The sequence below is a fragment of the Bacillus sp. ISL-77 genome, from assembly GCF_018613105.1.
Map to the genome: position 1 here is coordinate 103,569 of NZ_JAGGQY010000037.1, position 22,696 is coordinate 126,264.

Consider the following 22,696-nt stretch of genomic DNA (forward strand, 5'->3'; position numbering starts at 1 on the left):
AAACAGGGTTCCCAATGGAAATCCTGTTCGCCTTATATTCGGTATTAGTTTAATACTTTATTTTCGCCAAACCACTTTTCAGAGATACCTGCTGCAGTGCCATCCTCATTCATCTCATCGAGTGCTTTTTGCAGCTTTTCCAGTAAAGCTTCATTCCCTTTTTTAACACCAATTCCGTATTCTTCGGGAGCAAGTGATTCTTGAAGTACTTTAAAAGCCTCTTTTTCCTTTTTCATATAATAATCGATAACAACTTCATCAATAACTACCGCATCCAAACGACCGCTTTTTAAGTCAGTTAAGGCCTGGACATTATCTGCAAATTCGGTAACCGTCTTAATTTTAGTTTTAATAGGTGCGGCATCCAAAGCATCAGCTGCAGAAGATAGTGTTTGCAGTCCAACAACCTTCCCGTTTAAATCATCTAATTTAGTAAGCTTTGAATCAGCCAATGTAACAACCACTTGTGCATTTTTTAAATATGGCCTCGTGAAAAGAACTTTCTTTTTACGTTCATCCGTAATAGTGTATCCGTTCCAAATAAGGTCAATCCGTCCACTGCTTAATTCCGCTTCTTTTGTGCTCCAATCAATTGGTTGAAACTTGACCTTTTTCCCCATCTTTTCAGCAGCTGCGTTCGCGTAGTCAATGTCAAAACCAACAATTTTATTGTTCTCATCGCGGAAACCCATCGGGGCAAATTTATCATCAATCCCAATCACGAGCGTGTTGTCCTTTGCTCCTGATGATTTAGACGAACATCCTGTAAGGATCGAGAATAGTGCTGCTATTACTAGAATCATAGGTATTAACCGTTTCATAATAGAACTACCACCTTAGCTATTTATTTTAATTTCCTTTAGTACGTTAATGAATTATTACACTACCATATTATAACGCTATAATATTATAACGCTATAATATTATTTAATACAATAGCATTATAAATAAAATGAAAATTGAAATTCCTTTTAGTTGTGGAAAGTCCTTGAATAGACTAAAAAACATTCAAATAATCATTTGACCATTTTTTTGAACTAACATATACTAATAATCAAATAGACGTTTGAATAATGGGCGGTGAAAAAATGAAGCACGATGATGTATGTGAAGTAACCTGCGTTGATGAAGACAAAGTAAAACGTTTAAAAGGTTCTATTTCACAGCAAGATACTCTGTCTGTATCACAAATATTCAAAGCCTTATCTGATGATACTAGAATTAAAATTGCCTTTGCCTTATGTGAAGAAGATGAATTATGTGTATGTGACGTAGCAAACATTGTAGGAAGTTCAACAGCTACTGCTTCTCACCATTTACGACTTCTTCGAAATTTAGGATTAGCGAAATATCGAAAAGAGGGAAAATTAGTTTTCTATTCATTAGATGATGATCATGTAAAACAATTGATTAAGACTGCATTTGAACATCAACAGGAGGTGAAATCTCATGAGTAACGCTTTAGAACAAACCAGTGAAAAAACCGTTTACCGTGTACAGGGATTCACCTGAGCGGGCTGTGCGACAAAGTTCGAAAAGAACGTACAACACCTGGATGGTGTTGCTAATGCAAGTGTAAATTTCGGAGCTTCTAAACTTACCGTTTATGGTGAAACAACTATAGAGGAAATAGAGAAAGCAGGGGCCTTTGAAAATATAAAAGTCATACCTGAAAAACAAAAATTTGAAGAGAAAAAAGAGCCGTTTTTGAAAAAACATTCATCTGTTATCGCCTCATTGGTTTTCTTGATCATTGGCTGGGTGTCAGGACAAATGTATGGTGAAGAGAGTACCTCATCGATTTTAGCGTATGGGGCTTCTATTTTAGTAGGCGGTCATCGCCTGTTTACGACAGGATTGAAGAACTTATTCCAATTAGAGTTTGATATGAGAACCTTGATGACGATCGCCGTTATTGGAGCAGCAATTATCGGTGAGTGGGGAGAAGGAGCAACGGTTGTCATCCTGTTTGCCATTAGTGAGGTTCTAGAATCCTATTCAATGGATAAAGCCAGACAATCGATTCGTTCCTTAATGGATATTGCTCCAAAAGAGGCCTTAATACGAAGAGGTAATCAAGAATTTACAGTAGAAGTGGACGATATTCGGATTGGGGATATTTTAATTGTAAAACCAGGACAGAAAATTGCCATGGATGGAAAAGTAGTTAAAGGATTATCCGCTGTGAATCAAGCTGCGATTACAGGTGAATCTGTTCCAGTTTCGAAAACCATAGATGATGAAGTGTTCGCAGGAACACTAAATGAAGAAGGACTGCTTGAAGTAAAAGTTACTAAACATGTGGACGATACGACTATTGCAAAAATTATTCACCTTGTAGAGGAAGCTCAAGCAGAAAGGGCTCCATCACAAGCATTTGTCGATCGCTTTGCTAAGTATTATACACCTGTTATCATGTTTATTTCGCTATTAGTGGCCGTACTTCCACCACTTTTATTTGATGGGGACTGGAGCAAATGGGTTTATCAGGGTCTTGCTGTATTAGTGGTTGGTTGTCCTTGTGCTCTTGTCATTTCCACTCCTGTATCTATTGTTACTGCAATCGGAAATGCTGCACGAAACGGGGTTCTGATCAAAGGTGGGATTCATTTAGAGGAAATGGGAGCCATTAAAGCCATTGCCTTTGATAAAACAGGTACCTTAACAGAAGGAATACCTGTTGTAACGGATTATCTACCTCAACCAAATTCAAATTCGAATGAACTTCTTTCCATTATCGCTGCTTTAGAAAAGGGTTCTCAGCATCCTTTGGCTTCAGCAATCATGAAGAAAGCAGAGCAGGAAAACCTACCTTATCAAGATCTTGTGATTGAAGACTTTTCTTCCAGTACAGGTAAAGGCATCAAAGGTAGGGTCAGCGGTAAAATGTATTATGTGGGAAGCCCTAATTTATTCGATGAGATCCTATCAAATGGAATTCCATCGAATCTAAAAGCAAACATTTCTGACTTGCAAAATAAAGGTAAAACAGTGATGGTTGCTGGTACTGCAACAGAAATATTGGGACTACTCGCAGTTGCAGACGAAGTGAGAGGGAACAGTAAATCAGTGATACAGAAACTTCACTCATTAGGTATTCAAAAAACCATTATGTTAACGGGTGATAACAAAAGGACCGCCAATTCGATTGGAAAGCAGGTAGGGGTTTCTGATATACAAGCAGATCTTTTACCCCAAGATAAATTAACACTTATTAAAGAACTAAGAACCAAATTTGACCGTGTGGCAATGGTCGGAGACGGTGTAAATGATGCACCAGCTTTAGCTGCATCCACAGTCGGAATAGCGATGGGTGGGGCTGGAACGGATACAGCTATAGAAACAGCTGATATAGCTTTAATGGCAGATGATTTAGGGAAACTACCATTTACGTTAAAACTAAGCAGGAAAGCATTATTTATCATCAAGCAAAATATCACTTTCTCATTAGGAATTAAACTTTTAGCATTATTATTAGTGATTCCAGGTTGGTTAACCCTGTGGATTGCGATATTTGCAGACATGGGAGCTACTCTTATTGTGACTCTTAATGGTTTACGACTTCTCCGAGTAAAAGACAAATAAAATTGGGCTTCCCAAAGTGGGGAGCCTTTAAATGAAGGGTACAACAAGCAATTGAGCATGCTTGTCATAATAAAATTTAAGTAGGAGAGATCGGAATGGGACATAATCATAGCCATGGTCATAACCATGGTCACAGCCACAGTCACGGTCATGGACATAGCCATAGTCATGCACCAGCCAATTATGGCTTTGCATTTGGATTTGGGATTATATTAAACACCATATTTATTATTGTTGAAATTATATACGGTATCCTAGGGGATTCTTTAGCACTGCTTGCGGATGCAGGACATAACATAAGTGACGTTCTAGGTTTAATTATTGCTTGGATTGCCGTTTGGTTAGGAAAAAAAGCACCTACTAAAAAGCGGACTTATGGATATAAAAGAAGTTCCATCTTAGCTGCGCTATTCAATGCTGTTTTTTTATTAGTAGCAATTGGTGCTATTGCCTGGGAGGCTATCCAACGATTTTCTTCTCCAGAACCAGTTGCAGGAAAAACTGTTATCATCGTAGCAATCATTGGTATTGTGATTAACACTCTTACAGCTTTACTTTTTATGTCAGGAAGAAAAAACGATTTAAATATCCGTGGGGCTTTCATGCACATGGCTGCGGATGCATTAGTTTCACTTGGGGTAGTGATTGCAGGGTTTATTATTCTTTGGTCAGGATGGCAATGGCTTGACCCTCTAGTAAGTCTTTTAATTTCAATTGTCATTCTATTTGGAACTTGGGGATTATTAAAGGAATCCATTAACTTATCACTTGATGCTGTACCAGAAGGCATTGATATTAATAAAATTAAGGATTACTTAAGTGGTTTACCAACGATTTTGGAAATTCATGACCTGCATGTTTGGGGAATGAGTACGACAGAGGCTGCCCTAACCGTTCATATAATTCGATCTGAAATAGATGATAATGATGAGCTGCTTCAAAAATTAACAAAGGAATTGCATGACCAATTCGGTATTGAACATGCCACTATTCAAATTGAAAAAGGAACATATAGTTGTTCCTTGCAGCCTGAAGGTACAATATAACGACTAAGACAAAACAGCTGTTTCTTTTTAGGAGTTGCTGTTTTAGACATAAAAATGATGGTTTGGATGGGTATGTATAAATGTTCTATAACGGTTAAGTAAGAGGAATTTAATAAAGTTATAGAGGTTGGTTATTCTCCATAATTTCTGCATCACTTTATGTTAAGCTTTTGTGTATCAACTATTGATTTAAGGTGATTAAATGTACAGTATATTAAGTCAATTTAGCTCATTTGTGAGTAAACCGTTTTCCAATATAGCCTATAGCTTAGAATCCTGGCCAATCGTCTTTGCGTTTATCCTAGGACTTATAGGTGCTCTTGCACCTTGTCAGCTGACAGGTAATATTAGTGCAGTAACACTTTATGGTAACCATTCTATTCAAAAGAAAATCGCTTGGAAGGATGTTATCTTTTTCACTTTAGGAAAGGTAGTGGCGTTTTCATTATTAGGTGTTTTAGTGTGGCTGCTCGGAAGGGGATTTGAACAAAATCTTACGTTATATTTTCCGTGGCTTCGGAAGATTATGGGCCCATTATTAATTATAGTTGGGTTGTTTATGTTGGGTTTTATAAAATTAAAAGGAACATTAAATTTATTAAAGGGATCAAAAGAATACAAGAGTGAAAATCCATTCGGTTCTTTTATGTTAGGTTTTAGTTTTTCACTAGCATTCTGTCCGACTATGTTTCTACTATTCTTTGTGACATTAATGCCGGTTGTAATGTCTAGTGCCTATGGGTTTATTTTACCTCCTATATTTGCAATTGGAACGGCTATTCCACTGTTGATTTTTATTTTTATCATTTGGTACCTCGGTGGTAGTGGAGTGATAATGAAAAAAGGGAGGAAGTTTGGGATGGTGACACAAAGGATCGCTGGGATTCTGATGTTACTTTTAGGGATTTTTGATACATTAACTTATTGGTCTCTATAACCCTGATACAAAACAAAAAAACAACGAATGAGAATCGTTGTTTTTTTTGTTTTGTAAGTATTATTAAATAGGGAACCAACAGAGTCAAAGTGTAATTTAATTCTAAATTTAAATATAGAGGTCAGATTTTACAAATATATGAACAAATGAATAGGAAATCTATATGCCATATTATATCCAACAAAAATGCATACAAACTGCAAATTTACCCAGTACATTATACATATGAACATTAGTTGCATAATTAACTTTCCGGAGGTGGAAAAATTGAAAAAACTATATTTACTTATCTTTACATTAGCATTTATTTTCTCATTCGATGTAAGAGCTTTAGCAGATGAGGGGCATTCTCATAGCCCAAACATAAAACAAGCAACAGAGACCCTCAAAAATAGTGGTACAAAGGATCAAGATGCATCCAGTGAGGGTGATGACATGGAAGGAATGGACCATGACAGTGGAACGGACATGGAAGGAATGAATCATGACAGCGGAACAGACATGGAAGGTAGCGGTGGTGAAGCTCACGATCATCATGCAGCAATGGTTGAACTACCGCCAAATTATAAAGTGTTAGGTACCTTTGGAGCAGTAAATCTATCATTTATCTTAATAGGTGTTTGGAATAAATGGTTTAGAAGAAAGGGGGATTTAAACAATGGCAATGCCTGAGAAAAACTTACCTGAAAAGGAATCGTTTGATCTTCTATCCCTACCAGTTGTGAAGAAATTTGTTAAAAGCAAATGGTATCCTGGAATCTTTCAATGGATCGTTATCTTTGTATTTTCCATTATTGTTTATGAATTAGTTATGGGAACTGTTGATCCAAGTAAAAACTTTGGTACCACGATGACATGGGTGTTATGGTGGCCGATTATACCTGTTCTATTTTTAGTAACTGGCCGCTTCTGGTGTGCCATCTGTCCGTTCGGTAAATTAAGTGATATTGTCCGGAAATTTGTTGGCAGCAAGAGACCGATGCCAAAGTTTTTAAAAAAATATGGTATTTGGTTGATTGATTTATTCTTTATAATGATTACTTATAGTGACCATGTGTGGGGAATTGTCGAGTCGCCAAGAGGTTCAGGATATTTATTGCTTTTACTCGTCACAATGGTTGTAGCCACTTCCGTTTTTTATGAAAGAAGAACCTTCTGTAAGACGCTTTGTTTCCTTGGTGGTCTTGCTGGGAACTATTCACGCTCTGGAGCTTTAAAAGTTCAGGCAACACCTGATATTTGTAAAACATGTAAAGTGCAATCCTGCTATAAAGGAACTGAAGGTGTGGAAGGATGTCCAATGTTCCAATTCCCTAGAACAATGGAGTCGAGTGCAGAATGTAATATTTGCGGAAACTGTGTGAAAAACTGTCCAAATAATTCAGTCAAAATTACAACAAGAGTTCCTACGAAAGAGTTATGGGGCTTAAAAAATCCAAAGCTTGAGCATGCTTCTCTAGCAGCTGTTATTATGGGGATTGTGTTTGTACAAAATATTACGATGCTTGAACCTTGGCAGGCTATCTTAAAAGCAATAGGGTCTGTTACTGGTACTTCAAGCTATGTTGTTAACTTTACGATCGCCTTTATCATTGCTATGGCATTACCGATTCTACTATTGTTAGGAACTGCAAAACTAGCATCTTCTCTTGGCATGGATGGTACAATCAAAAAGAACTTTACACGTTTTGGTTATGCAATTATTCCTTTAGACTTAGCAGGACACCTAGCTCATAACCTTTTCCATATCTTCACTGAAGGAAAGGCCGTTTGGTTTAATTCGATCAGATTATTTGGGGTCGATTCCAATCCAGCGAGTTTAAGTCTCGCTTCCACACCAACCGTACAAATGATTCAATATATTGTAATCTTAATTGGATTGGTAGGCACTTGTTATGTTGTGTACAGAATGGGAAAAGGCAAAAAGACAGCATTTAAGGCCATGCTTTCTTACTACGTACTCATGACTGTTCTTGCAATCACTAATATTTATTTATTCTCTCTACCTATGATGCACAGAGTTTAATTAAAGACTGGCTTATTTAGATGAAGAAAGGAAGGACCGAAAGGTTCTTCTTTTTATAGTTTTTATCCATTTAGATTAGTAATCTAAGAGTAATATGTAAAATACAGCGCGTAGAAACAGATTTATATTTATACGAGCATTGCAAGATAATTCTTCATAATTTCTGCAAACTTTTGATGTAGAATACTTTAGAAATAAGATTTCTAGGAGGTAATCATGAAAAGTAAAAGATTGGTAGTAGGATTTGTTTCTTTTGTATTAATATTTTTGTTATCTGCTTGTGCGAGCAACAGTGATCAGAAAAGTGATGATGAAAATAATAAAAATATGGACCATAAAAGTATGAATATGGATCATATGGAGCATTCTAGTTCAGGTCAAATTCCGAAAGGTTTAATGGAGAAAGAGAATCCAACCTATAAAGCTGGAAGTCAAGCTATTATCCAAGCTGCCCATATGAAAGGTATGAACGGTGCAAAAGCAACAATTGTGGGTGCATATGATACAACAGCCTACGCGGTTTCCTATACTCCAACAACAGGTGGAGAAAAAGTGAAGAACCATAAATGGGTTATTCAAGAAGAAATAAAGAATGCTGGTAGTGAAACATTAAAACCTGGAACAGAAGTTACCATAGAAGCTGACCACATGGAAGGTATGAAGGGTGCAACTGGGACAATTGATTCAGCCGAACAAACAACTGTATATATGATTGATTACACTCCGGCTGCTGGGGGAGAAAAAGTGAAAAATCATAAATGGGTAACAGAAAGTGAACTTTCAACCAAATAAAGGTTAGAATTAGACAAGAAAGGCAACAGAATGAGCTCATTCTGTTGCCTTTTGTGTACAAACTGTGAATAAGTTTAATGTACCGTCTAAAATCGAATTACATGAAAAAAGGCTCTGACCATGGGGGAAGTTGTCAGAGCTTTTTTTCATTTTTTGATTTGGATGCCCTTTTTGGAAAGTACTTAATAGATAAAATTATTAGTTATTATATTCAATTGGTTATCATTGCTAGGCATTCATCAACTCCTTTAATGCTAATACTCCTATGTTATTAAATATTAAAAGCTATTCATCATATTTTCATTACTCATTTCCTTTTTGTTTGTCCCGTCCATCATCCCTCTATCTTCATGACATGCTTTGTACATGTCTTTTAATTCGTCCTTTGATGAATATGGATGCATTTTTTGCATAAACGGCAACATTTTTTCAAAACCTTTTCCATTACTAGAACTGCTATTTCCTGCTGCGAATACTGCTGTGCCAGCCCCAAGAATTAATGCTGTACTTAGAATACCTACAACATACTTTTTCATTATTCAACAACTCCTTTCTTTTCTTACCTTAATCATAAATCAAAAATTTGCAGAAATAAGGGAGATTTGGTGTTGATATTATGAAAAAGTTAATTGAAGAAAATAGTTTTAAATTGGATATTTTTTCATTATTGGTTAAAATAACTTGATGATGTTAGAGAGAATTTTCACCCAGGAGGAATCAAATGAAAAAAAGCAGCAATCCACTGGACAAGCGTTTCAAGATCGCTCACAGAGAAGCCCTAATTGGAATTATTCTTGTTTTGATTAATTTTATCTGGTGGTACGGTTTTGCCTATGGGCTTGGTTCGGCCAAAGTAGAACAATATTCGTACATATATGGTTTGCCAGCATGGTTTTTTTACAGCTGTATTCTTGGCTTTATTGTTATGGTTATACTCGTTATATTTTCCGTAAGAGTTTTATTCAAGGATGTTCCTTTTGAAGTGGAAGAGGGGGAAAACCAGTGAACTGGGCCGTCATTACACCTTTACTTATTTTCTTATTGATTATCTTCGCTGTTGGGATGTGGTCAAACAAATTTGTTATTAAATCTAGTTCTTTCTTGGAGGAGTACTTTTTAGGGGAACGTCAAATGGGCGGATTCATCCTGGCGATGACGATGGTTGCGACGTATGGAAGTGCCAGCAGCTTTATCGGAGGGCCCGGGGTCGCTTATACGCAAGGATTAGGCTGGGTCCTGCTTGCCATGGCCCAATTAGCAACCGGTTATTTTACGTTAATGGTATTGGGGAAGAAATTTGCGATTATATCCCGTCAGTACAAGGCAATCACCTTAATTGACTTTCTAAAAGAGCGCTATAAAAGTAAAGCGGTCGTGTTATTCTCAGCCGCAAGTATTATCATCTTTCTGTTTTCATCGATGACCGCCCAATGGATTGGCGGAGCACGTTTGGTAGAAAGTTTAACAGGCCTGCCATATACGACTGCTTTATTAATTTTTGCCTTTTCCGTCCTTGTCTTTGTTATTGTCGGCGGCTTTCGTGCGGTTGCGATCACAGACACAATCCAAGGTGTAGTCATGTTCGGGGGAACGTTAATCCTTCTCATTGCAACGATTAAAGCAGGTGGAGGAATTCCCAAGATCATCTCAGATTTAGCAGCGGAAAATCCAAATTTAATCAGTCCCTATGGTGCGGAACGTAGTTTAACTCCATCTTTTGTTTCCTCTTTTTGGATTTTAGTAGGGATTGGTGTCGTCGGCTTGCCGCAAATTGCTGTCCGAGCGATGTCTTATAAAAATTCAAAGGCCATGCATAGTGCGATTATTATTGGAACCATTGTCGTCGGTTTTATCATGCTGGGTATGCATCTCATTGGCGTGTTCGCAAGACCTGTTCTGCCAGGTGTGAAAATCGGCGATACTGTTATGCCTTTGTTATCGATGAAAGTACTGCCGCCCTATGCTGCGGGCATCGTTCTCGCTGCACCGATGGCAGCCATCATGTCGACGGTGGACGCTCTATTAATTTTGGTTAGCTCTGCTCTTGTAAAAGATGTCTATTTAAATTACATTAAGCCGGATGCAGGGAACGACCTTGTGAAAAAGGTTAGTTTCAGCGTGACGGCGATTATTGGAATAGTGGTCATTCTGTTCTCGTTAAGTCCACCCGATTTAATCGTTTGGCTGAATCTATTTTCTTTTGGAGGACTCGAGTCGGTCTTTATTTGGCCGGTCATTTTAGGATTGTATTGGAGTAAGGGCAATAAATACGGGGCTATCACTTCGATGGTTTTAGGGATGGGTTCCTATATCCTATTAGATCAATTTTATCCAAATGCATTTGGGTTTCACACGGTGGTCCTCCCTATTCTTCTTTCTCTCCTGGGATTCGTGGTAACTAGTTTATTTACACAGCAAAACGAAGGTATGATCAACGTTAGAATGGAAAAATAAGCTAAGGCGCTTCGAAAGGCAGTTCATGTATCATTTTTGTTGCAATTATGTGCAATAATTTCTAGAATGAATTAACAGAAATTAATGTATGAATGAGGTGTACTCATTGGAAACCGTTATTCGATATTTGTCAGCACTTATTCTTCCAGGGCTGCTGGTCTTGCTTTTTACAAGGGTTACTTACAACCGGGTCATCGGGCTAATTTTAACCGTTGCCCTGATTGCTACTTCAGTATATAAAGGGTATACCAACACATTTGTGCTCATCGTAGTGGATGCCTTCTCGTTAACAGCAGGGTTTTGGATGGCTGAAAAAATGAAGCAGAGGGCCATTAATAAGAGTTAATACATTCGAAGTTTTAGTGGGTCTGTCAGGAAAATGGCAGGCTTTTTGTGTTGAAATTTAAAAAAAACGAATATTCGTTCGCATATTATTGGTTTGTTTTTAGGTGAATGTGGTAAAATGTTAATATGAATTTTAGTGGATACACTTGAAAGCAACCATCCCGGTCCATTAACAAGGTACATATGCTGAAAAGTGATTGATATTTCGGGAGGGGAAATATTTGTGAAGGACCAATTTGAATTAGTTTCAAAGTACTCGCCACAAGGGGATCAGCCCGAGGCAATCAGACAATTAGTCGAGGGTATTCGAAACAATAAACGCCAGCAGACGCTGCTTGGCGCTACAGGTACGGGTAAAACATTTACGATTTCCAACGTGATTAAAGAAGTAAATAAACCTACCCTTGTCATCGCCCACAACAAAACACTAGCTGGACAGCTCTACAGTGAGTTTAAAGAATTTTTCCCAAACAACGCAGTCGAGTATTTTGTCAGCTATTATGATTACTTTCAGCCAGAGGCTTACGTCCCACAGACCGATACCTTCATTGAAAAAGATGCTAGTATCAACGATGAAATTGATAAATTGCGGCACTCAGCGACATCTTCCCTATTCGAACGGAAAGATGTAATTGTGATTGCCTCTGTTTCCTGTATTTATGGATTAGGTTCTCCTGAAGAATATAGTGAAATGGTGTTATCGCTCAGAACGGGTATGGAAGTGGAGCGCAATCAACTATTGCGCCGATTAGTCGATATTCAATACGACCGAAACGATATCGATTTCAAGCGCGGAACTTTCCGTGTCCGTGGCGATGTTGTTGAGATTTTCCCTGTTTCTCGTGATGAGCACTGCATGCGTGTCGAGTTTTTTGGTGATGAAATTGATCGAATTCGTGAGGTCGATGCATTAACAGGAGAAATCATTGGGGAACGAGAACATGTAGCAATTTTTCCAGCATCCCACTTCGTTACAAGGGAAGAAAAGCTGAAAATAGCGATTGAAAATATTGAAAAAGAACTGGAAGTTCGTCTGGAAGAACTGCGAGATGATAATAAATTGCTCGAAGCTCAGCGACTTGAACAGCGGACGCGCTATGACCTGGAAATGATGCGTGAAATGGGTTTTTGCTCAGGGATTGAAAATTACTCGCGCCATTTAACCTTAAGGGATGCGGGCTCGACACCGTATACACTGCTTGATTATTTTCCAAAGGACTTTTTGATGGTGATTGATGAGTCGCATGTTACCTTACCGCAAGTGAGAGGGATGTTTAATGGGGATAAAGCGCGGAAACAGGTACTTGTTGATCATGGCTTCCGTCTGCCCTCAGCGCTTGATAACCGGCCGTTAATGTTTGATGAGTTCGAAAAGCATATCCAGAATATTATTTTTGTTTCAGCCACACCTGGACCATACGAGCTTGAGCATACGCCGGAAATGGTTTCGCAGATTATCCGCCCGACAGGACTTTTGGACCCAACACTTGAGGTCCGTCCAATTGAGGGGCAAATCGATGACTTGATTGGTGAAATTCACGAACGGGTTAGGAAAAATGAACGTGTCCTGGTTACCACTTTGACGAAAAAAATGTCCGAGGACCTAACCGATTATCTAAAGGAAATCGGTATTAAAGTTCAATATTTGCATTCCGAGGTTAAGACACTCGAACGGATTGAAATTATCCGAGAACTGCGTCTAGGCAAATATGACGTTCTCATCGGAATTAACTTGCTCCGAGAAGGACTGGATATACCAGAGGTTTCGCTCATTACGATTCTAGATGCCGACAAGGAAGGCTTCCTTCGTTCCGAACGGTCGTTAATCCAAACGATTGGCCGTGCCGCCCGGAATGCCCATGGACATGTCATCATGTATGCAGACAAAATCACGAACTCGATGGAATTAGCGATAAGTGAAACGAAACGCCGTCGTGCCATTCAGGAAGAATATAATCGCAAGCATGGAATCACGCCAATGACGATTCAGAAGGATATTCGCGATGTCATCCGTGCCACCCATGCAGCAGAAGATCAGGAAGATTACAAACCAGCGGCATCGTTCAGTAAAATGTCGAAGAAAGAAAAAGAAAAACTAATTGCCACGATGGAAAAAGAAATGAAGGTCGAAGCCAAGGCGCTAAATTTTGAACGCGCAGCTGAGCTTCGTGATTTAATATTGGAACTTAAGGCGGAAGGATGACGTTACTATGGCAATGGAAAAACTGATTGTGAAAGGCGCCAGAGCCCACAATTTGAAAAATATAGATGTCACCATTCCGAGAGATAAGCTTGTTGTACTGACGGGACTTTCCGGCTCAGGAAAGTCCTCGCTTGCCTTTGATACGATTTATGCAGAAGGGCAGAGGCGCTATGTCGAATCCCTGTCTGCCTATGCGCGGCAATTCCTTGGCCAGTTGGATAAACCGGATGTGGATGCGATTGAGGGCCTCTCCCCGGCCATTTCCATCGATCAAAAAACAACAAGCCGGAACCCTCGTTCAACGGTCGGTACGGTGACAGAAATCTATGATTATTTACGGTTATTATTTGCGAGGGTCGGACACCCAACCTGTCCGATTCATGGAATTGAAATTTCCTCGCAAACGATTGAGCAGATGGTCGACCGTATTTTAGAATACCCGGAACGGACCAAAATGCAAATCCTAGCACCTGTTATTTCAGGCCGTAAAGGATCACATGTGAAGGTGTTCGAGGATATCAAGAAACAAGGATTTGTCCGTGTCCGTGTGGATGGGGAAATGATTGACCTTGGTGATGACATCGAGCTTGAAAAAAACAAAAAGCATTCGATTGAGGTTATTATCGACCGGATCGTTGTCAAGGAAGGGGTGTCGGCAAGGATTGCCGATTCACTCGAGACCGCACTGAAACTGGGCGAAGGTAAGGTTATTGTTGACGTAATCGGACAAGAAGAACTGTTATTTAGTGAAAATCATGCCTGTCCGTACTGTGGTTTTTCAATTGGAGAACTAGAACCGCGGATGTTTTCCTTCAACAGTCCGTTTGGCGCCTGCCCAGAATGTGATGGGCTTGGCTCTAAGCTTGAAGTCGATCTCGATCTGGTCATTCCTAATCGTGATTTGACACTAAAAGAGCATGCGATTGCCCCGTGGGAGCCAACAAGTTCTCAATATTATCCGCAATTGCTTGAGGCCGTATGCAATCATTTCGGAGTGGATATGAATACCCCTGTTAAGGAAATCCCTGAACATTTGTTGGAAAAAGTCCTCTATGGGGGAGGGCGTGAAAAGATTTATTTCCGCTATGAAAATGATTTTGGCCAGATTCGTGAGGGTAATATTGAATTTGAAGGTGTCATTAGAAATGTTGAGCGCCGGTACAAAGAGACAAGCTCTGATTACATCCGGGAGCAAATGGAAAAATACATGGGTGAGCAGGCATGTCCAACCTGTAAAGGCTACCGTTTAAAAAAGGAAACCTTGGCTGTCCTAATTAATGGCCGGCATATTGCCCATGTTACCGACCTTTCGATTGAAGAAGCGAATCAATTTTTTACACAATTAGACCTTTCAGAAAAAGAAATGCAAATTGCCAAATTGATTTTCCGTGAAATTAGTGAACGGCTAGGTTTCTTAATTAATGTCGGTCTCGATTATTTAACACTGAGCCGGACAGCTGGTACGCTCTCAGGCGGGGAAGCCCAGCGTATTCGCTTGGCCACACAAATCGGTTCGCGTTTAACGGGTGTCCTATATATCTTGGATGAACCGTCAATCGGACTGCATCAGCGGGATAATGACCGCTTAATCGGGGCATTGCAAAACATGCGCGATATCGGCAACACCTTGATTGTCGTCGAGCATGATGAGGACACCATGCTTGCTGCGGATTATTTGATTGATATCGGCCCAGGTGCCGGGGTGCATGGCGGTGAAATCGTCTCGGCTGGTACACCTGCTGAGGTGATGGCTGACCCGAATTCACTGACAGGTCAATATCTATCAGGGAAGAAGTTTATTCCGCTGCCACTCGAGCGCCGCAAACCGGATGGACGTTTTATTGAAATCAAGGGTGCTTCTGAAAATAACTTAAAAAATGTCAATGTGAAGCTGCCTCTTGGTATGTTTATTGCAGTAACAGGTGTATCGGGGTCAGGGAAAAGTACGCTTATCAACGAGATCCTTCATAAATCACTTTCACAAAAGCTGCACCGTGCAAAAACAAAACCTGGTGAACATAAAAGCATTAAAGGAATTGAGTATTTAGAAAAAGTCATCGATATCGATCAGTCGCCAATCGGCCGAACACCGCGCTCGAATCCTGCCACTTATACCGGGGTTTTCGATGACGTCCGTGATGTGTTTTCGAACACAAACGAAGCGAAGGTCCGTGGTTATAAAAAAGGCCGCTTCAGCTTTAATGTGAAGGGTGGACGCTGCGAGGCGTGCCGCGGTGATGGGATTATCAAAATTGAAATGCACTTTTTACCCGATGTGTATGTACCTTGCGAAGTCTGCCATGGCAAGCGTTATAATCGCGAAACCTTAGAAGTAAAGTACAAAGGAAAAAACATTTCAGATATCCTCGATATGACCGTGGAAGCTGGTGTTGAATTTTTTGAAAACATTCCAAAAATCAGCCGCAAGCTGCAAACCATTTATGATGTTGGCCTCGGATATATTAAATTAGGGCAGCCGGCGACAACTTTATCTGGAGGAGAAGCGCAGCGCGTCAAGCTCGCTTCTGAACTGCACCGTCGCTCGCAAGGGAAATCCTTTTACATTTTAGATGAGCCGACAACAGGTCTTCATGTCGATGACATTTCACGTTTACTCGTTGTGCTGCAGCGCTTGGTTGATAATGGCGATACAGTGTTAGTGATTGAGCACAATCTCGATGTCATTAAGGCAGCCGATTACCTTGTCGATCTTGGACCTGAGGGCGGCGACAAGGGCGGAACGATTGTGGCAACCGGAACACCTGAAAAGATAGCCGAAGTTCCTGAATCATATACGGGCAAGTACTTAAAACCAATTCTTGAACGAGACCGGTTACGAATGAAACAGGAAATTGAAGATAAGAGTACCATAAAAGCATAGGTAGTAAAGAAGAGCCGAAATTCGGAGGGGATGCCTTCTGAATTCGGTTCTTTTTTATGAGCTGAACTCCGGGGAAATGTGGGTTTGGCGGAATTACGGCTGGAATCAGCGGAATAAGTTTGAGAGTTCGCGGAATAAATAGTGAGGTGGGCGGAATAAATTAAAGTTTGGCGGTATTCCGGGTCAATTCGGCGGAATCTAAACCAAAGAGCTGCCTAATTCAAACGCAACCAAGAAGGCACCCACTTTTTCTAAAAATATACGAAACTTTCTCCTCTCCCATTTCGTAAATAAAAGATAAAGGAGTTGGGCGCAAAAATGGAAACGAGAAAGGTTCTTTCAAGCTTGTGCTATTTTAGTATTTTTTTCGCTGGGTTCATTTTTCCGCTGATCGTGTTTATCGCGACGGGAGATGAAGTCACAAAAAGACATGCCAAAAAATCACTACTATCGCATTTAATTCCACTGATTCCAACACCATTTATTGTATTCGGTATCTACTATGATTTCGCCACTATTCAAGACAGGGTGCCTGCTTTTACCATTATAAGTATGGTTGTCCTTTTGATTATCTGGCTTGTTGTCGTCATCTGGAACATTATCAAAGGCGTAAAGGTCTTAGTTTCTGAATAAGCATAAAGTGAGACAAATTTATGATTCTGGGGTGGAAAAGAAGATGAAAGAAGAAAAAAAGCGGATTTTAAAAATGGTTGAAGAAGGCAAGTTGACCGTGGATGAAGCAGTAACATTGCTTGATGAACTCGAAAAAGCCCAGCAGACGATGGAGCAAAAGCAAGAGCAGATTGTGAATGAACTCTCGACAGCTGTGAATTTTGAAGAAACGAAAAAGGAAGACCCTTTACAGGCGAAATACCAATCGACAAAGGAGAAGATTTTTGATTTTGTCGATACGGCATTGAAAAAAATCAAAGATTTTGATTTTGATTTGAACTTTGGCCAATCCATCGAAATCTCACATATTTTCCACCAAGGTGATGTCGACCTGACAAATATGGACATTGATGTAGCTAACGGGTCCATAAAGATTGCTGCATGGGACCAGCCAGATGTACGAATTGAGTGCCAGGCGAAGGTATTTAGGGTGGAAAACTCAGACCAAGCGCGGCAGAACTTTTTAAGAGATGTCGTTTTTTCTGTTGAGAATCAAAAATTACGTTTTATGACTCAGCAAAAGTGGATGAAAGTTGAATCCGTTATTTATGTGCCAAAATCTGAGTATGAGCGCGTGCGTATTAGGATGTTTAATGGCACTGTATTAGGGGAAGAAATGAATGTAGCTGACCTAAGGGTGAAAACCGCAAATGGGAAAATAAACCTTGAACGGATAAAAGGTAAAAAAGCAGAGGTTGAAACAGCGAACGGAAAAATCAAGATTATCAACAGTCAAATTGATGATCTTGAGGCAGAGACCATTAACGGGGGAATCAAACTTGATGGTGATTTCAAAAATGTAGAAACGCAATCCTTTAATGGAAACATCAGCTATAATATCAGCGGAAATCGCGCAGAAGTAATACAAGTAAAAGCGACTACTGGCGGGATCGACCTATTCGTCCCTGAAGCGTTGCCAGTAAATGGGGAGCTTAAGACCAATCTTGGCGGTTTTAATCTGCAGCTAGTCGGTGTGCAGATACTGGAGGAGAAAAGCGAAATGATTCAGAAATCGCTCCGCTTCCAATCTATTAATCATCCTGATAAAATGGTGAAAATCTATGCTGACACAAAAACTGGTTCCATCGCAATTCATAGATCACAAGATGTATAACTAGGAGAGCCGAAAATGAGATGGCTGATTGGATGTTTAATTAATGCGGTTTTATTTATGGCACTTGCGGGTTATTTTCACGAAAGCTTTCAATTAACTGGATTTAGCGCTGCACTTCAGGCAAGCATTTTATTGTCTATATTAAATGTTTTGGTGCGCCCGCTCCTGGTTTTATTTACTTTGCCAGTAACAGTTTTAACCTTAGGGTTGTTTCTATTTGTCATCAATGCCATTACGCTTGAACTGACGGACTATTTGATGGGTGACGCCTTTGAGATTTCTAGTTTTGGCATGGCATTCTTTTTCGCTGTACTTATGTCAATTGTAAACTTGATTATTCAAAAAACGCTTCTGCAACCATCAAGGAAATCGAAGGATTAATGGTAAGGGTGTTCACCTAATAGGTGTGCACTCTTTTTTTTTTTGAAAAAAATATCCAAATCAATTTTTTAGACAGGAAAGTATGGTTATTCATTAAAAAATGCTAAAATGAATGGAAATGGAATTTTTATGTTTTCAAAATTTATTGCTGTCTAGCTCCAGGCGCCATCGGCTCGAGGTCATAAGCCAATCCGTCAAGAAGGTTAAAGAGCAACCTTCATGCCGGCTCGTCTTATGCTTGTCGCCGATAGGCAGGCGCCTTACGCTTTTCTAGTTAAGGAGGATGTTTCCATGCCGAAAGTTCGTACCAAAGATATAGTAGAGAAATTTAAACTTGAATTGGTCAGCGGTGAAGAAGGAATTAACCGCCCGATTACTATGAGTGACATCTCCCGTCCAGGAATTGAAATTGCTGGATATTTTGAATTTTATCCCGCGGAACGTATTCAACTCTTAGGAAAAACAGAACTATCATTTTTTGAAATGCTTTCCGAAAACGAACGGATTTCAAGAATGGAACGTTTATGTACCGATATCACTCCAGCGATTATTGTCACCAGAGATATTGAGGTACCCATAGAGCTGATTGAAGCATCAGAGCGTGAATCAGTTCCTGTTCTACGTGTGGGCATGAAAACGACCCGTTTCTCCAGCCGCCTAACCAATTACTTAGAGAGCAGGCTGGCGCCAACGACGGCGGTCCATGGTGTCTTAGTGGATGTTTATGGGATTGGTGTGTTAATTACCGGAAAAAGCGGTGTTGGTAAAAGTGAAACCGCATTAGAATTAGTCAAACGCGGTCATCGTCTCATCGCGGACGATTGCGTTGAAATTCGTCAGGAAGACCAGGATACCTTAGTTGGGACGTCTCCGGATTTAATCGAGCATTTACTAGAAATCCGCGGTTTAGGGATTATCAATGTGATGACACTGTTCGGTGCAGGTGCGGTCCGTAGTAATAAACGCATCACACTCGTTATGAATTTAGAAATTTGGGACTCCAAAAAACAGTATGACCGTCTTGGTTTGGATGAAGAGACAATGAAAATTATCGACACGGATGTACCTAAGTTAACCATCCCCGTTCGTCCGGGACGAAATCTCGCGGTTATTATTGAAGTAGCGGCCATGAATTTCCGTCTGAAACGAATGGGCGTGAATGCTGCGCAACAATTTACTGAGCGCTTGTCTGATGTCATTGAAGACGGTGACCATGAAGAGATTTAAAGGGGAAGAGGAGATAGACAGATGAACGAAACAATTCAACCGCTAAATCCGATTGCCTTTACACTTGGGCCTATTTCGGTGCATTGGTATGGGGTTATTATTGGATCAGGTCTGGCACTTGCCTTGTACCTTGCCATTAGGGAAGGAAATAGAAGGGGACTTGATAAAGACACGTTTGCAGATTTAATGCTATGGGCCATTCCGATTGCGATTATTTCGGCCCGAATTTATTATGTGATTTTTGAATGGGAATATTATGTCAAACATCCGGCGGATATCCCGCAAATTTGGAATGGAGGCATCGCCATTCACGGTGCATTAATTGGCTCCGTCCTGACCGCCTATGTGTTTTCCAAAAAACGCGGCCTATCTTTCTGGAAGATTGCTGACATTGCCGCACCAAGTATTATTCTCGGACAGGCGATTGGCCGTTGGGGAAATTTTATGAACCAGGAAGCCCATGGCGGAGAAGTAACAAGAACTTTCCTAGAAAACTTACACTTGCCTACATTTATTATTGATCAAATGTATATTAACGGAACCTATTATCATCCAACGTTCCTTTACGAATCTCTCTGGGACTTTGCAGGCTTTTTCCTATTAATTTTCTTACGTCGAGTCAATTTCCGGCGCGGGGAACTGTTCCTAACCTATGTGATTTGGTATTCGATCGGCCGCTTTTTTATCGAAGGATTAAGGACCGATAGTTTAATGCTTGGAAGTCTTCGGATGGCGCAAACGATATCGATTGCATTGGTGATTGGTGCACTAGCCATTCTCATTTATCGTCGAACAAAGCAGATTACGGAGAGACGTTATTTAGACCAAGAGAATCTCTAATCGGAATCTTTAAAGGAGAGTATGGGGGAAATGCTATTTAATTCATTAAAAAAGGGGTTGCTGGTTGGCTTTAAAACAACATGGGCATTGGGAAAAATTATCTTTCCTGTGACCCTGATTGTGGCAGTACTGCAGTATACACCCGTACTGCCATGGATCATTAAAGTGATTTCCCCGCTTATGAAGCTAATTGGCTTGTCAGGGGATGCGGCCATTCCGCTTGTACTTGGGAATTTTCTCAACCTTTATGCGGCGATTGGAGCAATTTTAACGCTTGATTTTTCGGTAAAAGAAGTGTTTATTTTAGCAGTAATGCTGTCATTTTCACATAATTTATTTATTGAATCAGGCGTTGCCATGAAAGCCGGTGTAAAGCTGTGGATTGTTCTCGTCACAAGACCAGGTCTTGCCTTGCTTTCCGCAGCAGTGATTAATCTTGTCTGGCATGGCGGCGGAGAGACCGCTCAATATGGATTTATTGAGCAGAGTGCCGAACCTGCTGTGGGAGTCGGCGGAATTCTCCTCGAAGCCATTCAAAAAGCAGGGCTGGGCATTTTTCAGCTAGCAATGATTGTCATACCGTTAATGGTCGTGATTCAAATTTTAAAAGACATACAATGGTTAAATAAATTTTCAAAGACGATGGCTCCGGTTACCAAAACCTTGGGCATGCAGGAGAACACTTCGACCACGATGGCAGCCGGCCTGTTGTTCGGCTTAGCCTATGGTGCCGGTGTGATGATTCAGGCAGTTAAAGAAGATGGAGTCAGCAAAAAGGATATAACCCTGGCGTTTATTTTTCTAATGGCCTGCCATGCGGTTGTCGAGGATACGTTAATCTTTATTCCGCTTGGTATTCCAGTCTTGCCGTTGTTTCTCATCCGGATCGGGGTTGCAATTGTGTTGACCCTAATTGTCGGTACGATTTGGAAACGCTCGGGGCTTGTGAAAAGAAAGGAAGCAACCTATGACTAACAAAATTACTACGATTCTATTTGATTTAGACGGAACATTAATTGATACGAATGAATTAATTATTACGACGTACCTGCACACACTGGAAAAATACTACCCAAGCAAGTACCAGCGTGAGGATGTGTTGCCATTTCTCGGACCTACGCTGCACGAGGCGTTTGGCAGTATCGACCCTGATCAGGTTGAGGAAATGATTTTAGAATACCGCACCTTTAACATTGCCAATCATGATAGGCTAGTGAAGGAATTTATCGGTGTCACGGAAACGGTTCGGTCCTTAAAAGAAAAAGGGTATAAGCTCGGAGTTGTAACGACGAAACGTCATGATGTGACAATGAAGGGTCTGCGTCTGATGAACCTTGAACCATTCTTTGAGGTGATTGTTGCTTACGAACATGTCAGCAAGACCAAGCCTGATCCAGAACCGATATTTAAAGCATTAGAACAGCTGGATTCTTCGCCTGAAGAGACGATGATGGTCGGCGATAATTACCACGATATTTTAGCAGGCAAAAATGCTGGGACTGTAACGGCTGGCTGTGCGTGGTCGATTAAAGGTAGAGAGTATATTGCAAAGTACGAACCAGAATATATTCTAGAGAACATGGCTGACTTATTAACCATTCTCGGGGAGTGAAATGAGTGAGAAATACGACCCGCTACCCTGTTGAAGGGGCAAATTCCTTATGGCACGTCTACAAGACTGTGCCTTTTTGGAAGGTTGTCAGAAATTTTATTGTGATCCAACTGGCACGCTATACGCCATTCTTGGGGATGAAGAATTGGCTCTATCGTGTTTTTCTGGGCCTTAAAGTGGGCGAGCAGACCTCCTTTGCCTTAATGGTCATGCTGGATGTCATGTTCCCAGAAAAAATCAGCGTCGGCCGCAATACCGTCATCGGCTATAACACGACCATTCTTGCGCATGAGTATTTAATTAAAGAATACCGGCTGGGTCCGGTTGTTATTGGCAGTGAAGTGATGATCGGTGCAAATTCGACAATACTTCCAGGCGTCACGATTGGTGATGGGGCGATTGTCTCGGCGGGAACTTTAGTTCATAAGGACGTTCCTCCTGGATGTTTTGTTGGCGGGAATCCGATGCGACTTATTTCCACGCAAGAAGAACTAGAAAAGCGTTGGGCAGAAGACCCGATTTATAGAAAGTAGATGAACCTGGTCAATTCCGACTAGGTTTTTTTTGCTATTTTTAAAATA

Annotated in this window: 22 protein-coding genes; 20 read left to right on the top strand and 2 right to left on the bottom strand. The window is 40.4% G+C overall.

All coding sequences use genetic code 11. The features are described 5' to 3' along the window. Positions 1-44: 44 nt before the first annotated feature. Complete coding sequence (locus J7E77_RS15420; RefSeq protein ID WP_214715511.1) at positions 45-821, bottom strand: amino acid ABC transporter substrate-binding protein; 777 nt, start codon at positions 819-821, stop codon at positions 45-47. A gap of 267 nt (positions 822-1,088) precedes the next feature. Between J7E77_RS15420 and J7E77_RS15425 the strand changes: the two genes are divergently transcribed. The 7 genes from J7E77_RS15425 (at position 1,089) to J7E77_RS15455 (ending at position 8,386) form a co-directional block, all read left to right on the top strand. Then, positions 1,089-1,457 (top strand): ArsR/SmtB family transcription factor, encoded by a 369-nt coding sequence (locus tag J7E77_RS15425; protein WP_214715512.1) that lies wholly within the window; start codon positions 1,089-1,091, stop codon positions 1,455-1,457. Continuing rightward, positions 1,450-3,585 (top strand): heavy metal translocating P-type ATPase, encoded by a 2,136-nt coding sequence (locus tag J7E77_RS15430; RefSeq protein WP_214715513.1) that lies wholly within the window; start codon positions 1,450-1,452, stop codon positions 3,583-3,585. The genes J7E77_RS15425 and J7E77_RS15430 overlap by 8 nt, the downstream gene beginning before the upstream one ends. A gap of 95 nt (positions 3,586-3,680) precedes the next feature. Then, entirely contained in the window at positions 3,681-4,631 is a 951-nt protein-coding gene (locus J7E77_RS15435; RefSeq protein WP_214715515.1) for a cation diffusion facilitator family transporter, read from the top strand. Positions 4,632-4,833: 202 nt separating this feature from the next. Then, positions 4,834-5,568, top strand: a complete 735-nt coding sequence (locus tag J7E77_RS15440; protein ID WP_214715517.1) for an urease accessory protein UreH domain-containing protein — start codon at positions 4,834-4,836, stop codon at positions 5,566-5,568. A gap of 267 nt (positions 5,569-5,835) precedes the next feature. After that, positions 5,836-6,240, top strand: coding sequence for a hypothetical protein (locus J7E77_RS15445; RefSeq protein WP_214715519.1), 405 nt, complete (start codon positions 5,836-5,838; stop codon positions 6,238-6,240). Continuing rightward, positions 6,227-7,594, top strand: a complete 1,368-nt coding sequence (locus J7E77_RS15450) for a 4Fe-4S binding protein (RefSeq protein WP_214715521.1) — start codon at positions 6,227-6,229, stop codon at positions 7,592-7,594. The genes J7E77_RS15445 and J7E77_RS15450 overlap by 14 nt, the downstream gene beginning before the upstream one ends. Before the next feature lie 216 nt (positions 7,595-7,810). Next, positions 7,811-8,386: a YdhK family protein gene (locus J7E77_RS15455; protein ID WP_214715523.1), complete on the top strand. Its 576-nt coding sequence runs from the start codon at positions 7,811-7,813 to the stop codon at positions 8,384-8,386. Positions 8,387-8,664: 278 nt separating this feature from the next. Here J7E77_RS15455 and J7E77_RS15460 read toward each other — a convergent pair whose 3' ends face one another. Continuing rightward, on the bottom strand, positions 8,665-8,922 hold the full coding sequence (locus J7E77_RS15460; protein WP_214715525.1) for a hypothetical protein: 258 nt from the start codon (positions 8,920-8,922) through the stop codon (positions 8,665-8,667). Between the two features lie 185 nt (positions 8,923-9,107). Between J7E77_RS15460 and J7E77_RS15465 the strand changes: the two genes are divergently transcribed. The 13 genes from J7E77_RS15465 to J7E77_RS15525 all read left to right on the top strand — a co-directional run bounded on the left by J7E77_RS15465 (position 9,108) and on the right by J7E77_RS15525 (position 22,648). After that, entirely contained in the window at positions 9,108-9,392 is a 285-nt protein-coding gene (locus J7E77_RS15465) for a YhdT family protein (protein WP_214715527.1), read from the top strand. Further along, positions 9,389-10,840, top strand: coding sequence for a sodium/pantothenate symporter (gene panF / locus J7E77_RS15470; protein WP_214715529.1), 1,452 nt, complete (start codon positions 9,389-9,391; stop codon positions 10,838-10,840). Before J7E77_RS15465 ends, panF begins: the two co-directional genes overlap by 4 nt. Positions 10,841-10,946: 106 nt before the next feature. Then, the gene (locus tag J7E77_RS15475; protein ID WP_246869601.1) at positions 10,947-11,186 is read left to right on the top strand and encodes a DUF2198 family protein; all 240 of its coding nucleotides are present in this window, start codon (positions 10,947-10,949) and stop codon (positions 11,184-11,186) included. A 222-nt stretch (positions 11,187-11,408) separates the two neighbouring features. Then, positions 11,409-13,388: an excinuclease ABC subunit UvrB gene (uvrB, locus tag J7E77_RS15480; protein ID WP_214715531.1), complete on the top strand. Its 1,980-nt coding sequence runs from the start codon at positions 11,409-11,411 to the stop codon at positions 13,386-13,388. Positions 13,389-13,395: 7 nt separating this feature from the next. Next, positions 13,396-16,269, top strand: coding sequence for an excinuclease ABC subunit UvrA (gene uvrA / locus J7E77_RS15485; protein ID WP_214715533.1), 2,874 nt, complete (start codon positions 13,396-13,398; stop codon positions 16,267-16,269). A gap of 318 nt (positions 16,270-16,587) precedes the next feature. Further along, positions 16,588-16,902 carry a magnetosome magnetite crystal formation protein family gene (locus J7E77_RS15490; protein WP_088089577.1) on the top strand — a complete coding sequence of 105 codons (315 nt, stop codon included), beginning with the start codon at positions 16,588-16,590 and terminating at the stop codon, positions 16,900-16,902. 43 nt (positions 16,903-16,945) lie between these two features. Continuing rightward, entirely contained in the window at positions 16,946-18,055 is a 1,110-nt protein-coding gene (locus J7E77_RS15495) for a DUF4097 family beta strand repeat-containing protein (protein ID WP_214715535.1), read from the top strand. A gap of 15 nt (positions 18,056-18,070) precedes the next feature. Further along, positions 18,071-18,436: a phage holin family protein gene (locus tag J7E77_RS15500; RefSeq protein ID WP_214715537.1), complete on the top strand. Its 366-nt coding sequence runs from the start codon at positions 18,071-18,073 to the stop codon at positions 18,434-18,436. A 291-nt stretch (positions 18,437-18,727) separates the two neighbouring features. Then, positions 18,728-19,663: an HPr(Ser) kinase/phosphatase gene (hprK, locus tag J7E77_RS15505; RefSeq protein ID WP_214715539.1), complete on the top strand. Its 936-nt coding sequence runs from the start codon at positions 18,728-18,730 to the stop codon at positions 19,661-19,663. Between the two features lie 21 nt (positions 19,664-19,684). Beyond that, positions 19,685-20,503, top strand: a complete 819-nt coding sequence (gene lgt, locus J7E77_RS15510) for a prolipoprotein diacylglyceryl transferase (protein ID WP_214715541.1) — start codon at positions 19,685-19,687, stop codon at positions 20,501-20,503. 30 nt (positions 20,504-20,533) lie between these two features. Further along, positions 20,534-21,478 carry a nucleoside recognition domain-containing protein gene (locus J7E77_RS15515; RefSeq protein ID WP_214715543.1) on the top strand — a complete coding sequence of 315 codons (945 nt, stop codon included), beginning with the start codon at positions 20,534-20,536 and terminating at the stop codon, positions 21,476-21,478. Next, on the top strand, positions 21,471-22,115 hold the full coding sequence (gene ppaX / locus J7E77_RS15520; protein WP_214715545.1) for a pyrophosphatase PpaX: 645 nt from the start codon (positions 21,471-21,473) through the stop codon (positions 22,113-22,115). Before J7E77_RS15515 ends, ppaX begins: the two co-directional genes overlap by 8 nt. A 5-nt stretch (positions 22,116-22,120) precedes the next feature. Next, on the top strand, positions 22,121-22,648 hold the full coding sequence (locus tag J7E77_RS15525) for an acyltransferase (RefSeq protein ID WP_214715547.1): 528 nt from the start codon (positions 22,121-22,123) through the stop codon (positions 22,646-22,648). Positions 22,649-22,696: the final 48 nt, after the last annotated feature.

What these genes read in the sequence shown, in the direction of transcription:
- J7E77_RS15500 (WP_214715537.1), top strand. Translation starts at nt 18,071, where the DNA reads ATGAGATGGCTGATTGGATGTTTAATTAATGCGGTTTTATTTATGGCA.
- J7E77_RS15450 (WP_214715521.1), top strand. Translation starts at nt 6,227, where the DNA reads ATGGCAATGCCTGAGAAAAACTTACCTGAAAAGGAATCGTTTGATCTT.
- J7E77_RS15440 (WP_214715517.1), top strand. Translation starts at nt 4,834, where the DNA reads ATGTACAGTATATTAAGTCAATTTAGCTCATTTGTGAGTAAACCGTTT.
- J7E77_RS15455 (WP_214715523.1), top strand. Translation starts at nt 7,811, where the DNA reads ATGAAAAGTAAAAGATTGGTAGTAGGATTTGTTTCTTTTGTATTAATA.
- J7E77_RS15425 (WP_214715512.1), top strand. Translation starts at nt 1,089, where the DNA reads ATGAAGCACGATGATGTATGTGAAGTAACCTGCGTTGATGAAGACAAA.
- J7E77_RS15420 (WP_214715511.1), bottom strand. Translation starts at nt 821, where the DNA reads ATGAAACGGTTAATACCTATGATTCTAGTAATAGCAGCACTATTCTCG.
- ppaX (WP_214715545.1), top strand. Translation starts at nt 21,471, where the DNA reads ATGACTAACAAAATTACTACGATTCTATTTGATTTAGACGGAACATTA.
- J7E77_RS15490 (WP_088089577.1), top strand. Translation starts at nt 16,588, where the DNA reads ATGGAAACGAGAAAGGTTCTTTCAAGCTTGTGCTATTTTAGTATTTTT.
- J7E77_RS15465 (WP_214715527.1), top strand. Translation starts at nt 9,108, where the DNA reads ATGAAAAAAAGCAGCAATCCACTGGACAAGCGTTTCAAGATCGCTCAC.
- J7E77_RS15495 (WP_214715535.1), top strand. Translation starts at nt 16,946, where the DNA reads ATGAAAGAAGAAAAAAAGCGGATTTTAAAAATGGTTGAAGAAGGCAAG.
- J7E77_RS15515 (WP_214715543.1), top strand. Translation starts at nt 20,534, where the DNA reads ATGCTATTTAATTCATTAAAAAAGGGGTTGCTGGTTGGCTTTAAAACA.
- hprK (WP_214715539.1), top strand. Translation starts at nt 18,728, where the DNA reads ATGCCGAAAGTTCGTACCAAAGATATAGTAGAGAAATTTAAACTTGAA.
- J7E77_RS15460 (WP_214715525.1), bottom strand. Translation starts at nt 8,922, where the DNA reads ATGAAAAAGTATGTTGTAGGTATTCTAAGTACAGCATTAATTCTTGGG.
- uvrA (WP_214715533.1), top strand. Translation starts at nt 13,396, where the DNA reads ATGGCAATGGAAAAACTGATTGTGAAAGGCGCCAGAGCCCACAATTTG.
- lgt (WP_214715541.1), top strand. Translation starts at nt 19,685, where the DNA reads ATGAACGAAACAATTCAACCGCTAAATCCGATTGCCTTTACACTTGGG.
- J7E77_RS15435 (WP_214715515.1), top strand. Translation starts at nt 3,681, where the DNA reads ATGGGACATAATCATAGCCATGGTCATAACCATGGTCACAGCCACAGT.